This is a genomic window from Parasynechococcus sp., from assembly GCF_042954245.1.
GTDB lineage: Bacteria > Cyanobacteriota > Cyanobacteriia > PCC-6307 > Cyanobiaceae > Parasynechococcus.
The window spans coordinates 1-3066 of the sequence record NZ_JBGKDP010000159.1; the positions used below are offsets into that span (position 1 = coordinate 1).

General features: G+C 63.6%; 4 protein-coding genes and 1 pseudogene. 1 reads left to right on the forward strand and 4 read right to left on the reverse strand.

All coding sequences use genetic code 11. The features are described from left to right. Positions 1–392: laccase domain-containing protein (locus tag ACGVJ8_RS07155; protein WP_392346751.1), on the forward strand; the 392-nt coding region annotated here is incomplete at its 5' end. Between the two features lie 3 nt (positions 393–395). Here ACGVJ8_RS07155 and ACGVJ8_RS07160 read toward each other — a convergent pair. From ACGVJ8_RS07160 to ACGVJ8_RS07175, 4 genes and pseudogenes are all read right to left on the reverse strand, one after another. Further along, positions 396–2063: an NAD(P)/FAD-dependent oxidoreductase gene (locus ACGVJ8_RS07160; RefSeq protein WP_392346753.1), complete on the reverse strand. Its 1668-nt coding sequence runs from the start codon at positions 2061–2063 to the stop codon at positions 396–398. Between the two features lie 22 nt (positions 2064–2085). Beyond that, a complete protein-coding gene (locus tag ACGVJ8_RS07165; protein ID WP_392346755.1) occupies positions 2086–2634 on the reverse strand; it encodes a hypothetical protein in 549 nt (182 codons plus the stop codon). 33 nt (positions 2635–2667) lie between these two features. Further along, positions 2668–2892 (reverse strand): GIVxVP protein, encoded by a 225-nt coding sequence (locus ACGVJ8_RS07170; RefSeq protein WP_392346757.1) that lies wholly within the window; start codon positions 2890–2892, stop codon positions 2668–2670. Next, positions 2885–3066 (reverse strand): annotated as a pseudogene (locus tag ACGVJ8_RS07175) (nuclease); the annotation flags it as partial. The pseudogene ACGVJ8_RS07175 and the gene ACGVJ8_RS07170, both read right to left, overlap by 8 nt.

The window sequence follows — 3066 nt, forward strand, 5'->3', positions numbered from 1 at the left end:
CGGCTGGAATCCTGATAACAGCCCTGGATCGGTTGGTGGAGCGAGGTGCCCGGCGGGAAGATCTGGTCGTTGCCCTGGGCCCGGCCGTCAGCGGCCCCTGTTACCAGGTTGGCGACGAGGTGGTGGAGGCCGTCAGCGCCGCGATCACCAACGAAGCTTCGTTATCCGAGGCCGGGGCCCTGCTGCCGGATGAGCAACAGGGGCGGCATCGCCTGGACATTCGAACCGCCGCCAGAGTGCAGCTCCAGGGCGCAGGAATCCCCAGCGAACGGATCGCCCACTGCCCGCTGTGCACCGTCAGTGAGCCCGAGCTGTTCCATTCCTGGCGACGGGATCATGTGAAAGCCGTTCAGTGGAGCGGAATCGTGGCGCAAGCCCCCCATCTCAGCTGAGAATCAATCGGGCTTGGGGCCCGTCCCCAGGATCTGGATGGCCAAGGCTTCAGCGGCCCGAATGCCATCGATTCCGGCCGACAAGATGCCGCCGGCATAGCCCGCTCCTTCACCCGCAGGCACCAACCCTTTCACATTGAGGGATTCCAACGCCTCATCCCTGGGAATCCGCACAGGCGACGACGTGCGGGTTTCCACGCCGGTGAGCACCGCATCGGGGTGGTCATAACCCTTCAGCTTGCGGGCAAAGGCCGGCAACGCCTCCCGCAAGGCCTCAGCTATGGGAGAGGGAAGCAAATCATCCAGATCGGCAGGATGCACACCCGGCTGATACGACGCTGCGATGGCACCAAGACGGGTGGAGGGCCGGGCAGCAAGGAAATCCTCCAACCGCTGCGCCGGTGCGGCATAACTGCTGCCCCCCAGCCTGAACGCACGCTCCTCCAGCTCCCGTTGAAGGGAAATCCCCGCCAACGGATCCCCGGGGAAGCGTTCAAACGGTGCCAGGTCATCGGCGTCCAAGGCCACCACCAAACCGCTGTTGGCGTTGCGCTCGTTGCGGGAATGCTGGCTCATGCCGTTGGTCACCACCCGGCCTTCCTCCGATGTTGCACCCACCACAAGTCCACCTGGACACATGCAGAAGCTGTAGACGCAGCGGCCGTTTTCGGCATGGTGAACCAGCTTGTACTCGGCCGCCCCGAGACGCGGATGGCCCGCCGCCTCCCCCCAACGGGCTGCGTCAATCAGATGCTGCGGATGCTCAATCCGCACGCCCACGGAAAACGGTTTGCGCTGCAGCTGCATACCGATCTGCTCCAGCATTTCAAAGCAGTCGCGCGCGGAATGACCGGGAGCCAGCACCAAATGGCGGCAGGCAATCTCCGTTCCGTCAGCCAACACCAAACCATCAAGTTGAAACGGCTTCTCTGCGCTGCTGTCGGTGAGCTGAAGGCGTGTCACGCGACTGTTGAAGCGCACCTCACCTCCCAAGGCTTCGATCCGAGCCCGCAGACCGCGCACGACCGTGGCGAGCTTGAAGGTGCCGATGTGGGGGCGATGCAGCGTGAGGATCTCCTCGCTGGCACCACAGGCCACCAGTTCCTCCAATACCTTGCGGCCGTAGTGCTCGGGATCGCTCACCTGGCTGTAAAGCTTGCCGTCAGAAAACGTTCCCGCTCCACCCTCACCGAATTGGGCATTCGATTCCGGGTTGAAAGGGCTGTTGCCCCGCCAGAAGCCGAAGGTGTCAGCTGTGCGTCGCTTCACGGCCTGGCCCCGTTCCAGCAACAGCGGGCGAAAGCTCATCTGCGCCAACAGCAGAGCAGCGAAATAACCGCAGGGGCCTGCCCCCACCACCACAGGCCGATCGTCCGCGTCCAAGGGGAAGCCATCCAGTGCCTGGCCCACGGGCCGGTAGCGGGTGTCTGGGGCCTGACGCACCCGAGCTTTGTTGCCGATGCGCCGCAACAGGGCGGCTTCACCCTTCACTTGCACATCCACGCTGTAGATCAGCTGAATCCGGTCACGGCGCCGCGCATCAACACTGCGCTTCACCAGGGTCTGACCCAAAAGACGATCGGCGGGAATCCGCAAACGCTTGAGGACCGCCTTCTGCAGCGCTTCCTCCCCATGGTCGAAGGGCAGCTTCAGTTCACTCAGGCGCAGCATCTTGAGGTCGTGTCCCCAGACCTCATTCGATCAGACCGGCCAGGGCCAACAGCCGCGCTGTATCAAAACCCGCACCCGCGAGCAACGATGGAGCCTTCACCATCGCCTTGAGATCCTCCTGACGGGAGAGAACAAGCGGCCAGAGCCGTTCACGGCCTTCCAGCCCACGCAGGGTGTCCAACGATTGGCCACGCTGATAGGGGAGCAGCATGGTGAGGTCCCGCTCGTCAGCCAAAGCGGCAAAGGCCCGCAGATCCGCAGACGGGGGAGCCACCAGCAGCTTGAGCTCCATCGGGGGCATCAACTGCGGATCGGGCGTATCGCCGGAGTGGGTCCCATGCCAAGCAACCTGCGGGAAGGGCTCACCACAGGCCTCCACCGAAGCCTGGCCCAGACGAAAGCTCTGGAGAAAGTTGTGCCGCAATTCAGCATCGCGGTGCTCCATCGACAGCAGCACTGCCAGCCTTGGACGACTGACGCCACTGACGACGATCGACTGGCAGCCGATCAGCGTGGCTGCAACAACACACCACAACAGCCAAGGCCAACGTCGCCACTCAGGCTTCGACATGGGATCGGAGGGAAGCAACCCGATCCCCGCAAATTAGGGAGAGGAGTCGGACTTGTCTGTTTTTGTCACAGAGGTCTCAGAGCCGCCGCCCAACTGGGACAACCAACCCGCCAAAAGCAAGCCAGCACCGATGCCGATAGCCAGAGTGCGGTTTTCAGCTGCGGCGCCCTGCCCCCAGGCGGCAGTGGCCAGAAAGGCACCCCCCAGAAGCAGGCAGGGCACCAACACAATGCCCCGGGCAATGCGGTTATCAGCCATCGACTCCACAGCTGTTGCTGGCCAGACCAGCGGCAATCAAGCCAGTGCTGAGGTCACGCTCAACACCGATCGGGGTCACCCTGGCCATCAGCTGACCCTCACTGGAGCCGACCGGCCGCAGATTGACCTTGCGGCGACGCGGCAATTCCTGGCGCAGCCACGCGGTGGCCTCGG

Bases quoted from the DNA above. Each gene is read 5' to 3' on its own strand.
- ACGVJ8_RS07160 (WP_392346753.1), bottom strand. From the start codon at position 2,063: ATGCTGCGCCTGAGTGAACTGAAGCTGCCCTTCGACCATGGGGAGGAA.
- ACGVJ8_RS07165 (WP_392346755.1), bottom strand. From the start codon at position 2,634: ATGTCGAAGCCTGAGTGGCGACGTTGGCCTTGGCTGTTGTGGTGTGTT.
- ACGVJ8_RS07170 (WP_392346757.1), bottom strand. From the start codon at position 2,892: ATGGCTGATAACCGCATTGCCCGGGGCATTGTGTTGGTGCCCTGCCTG.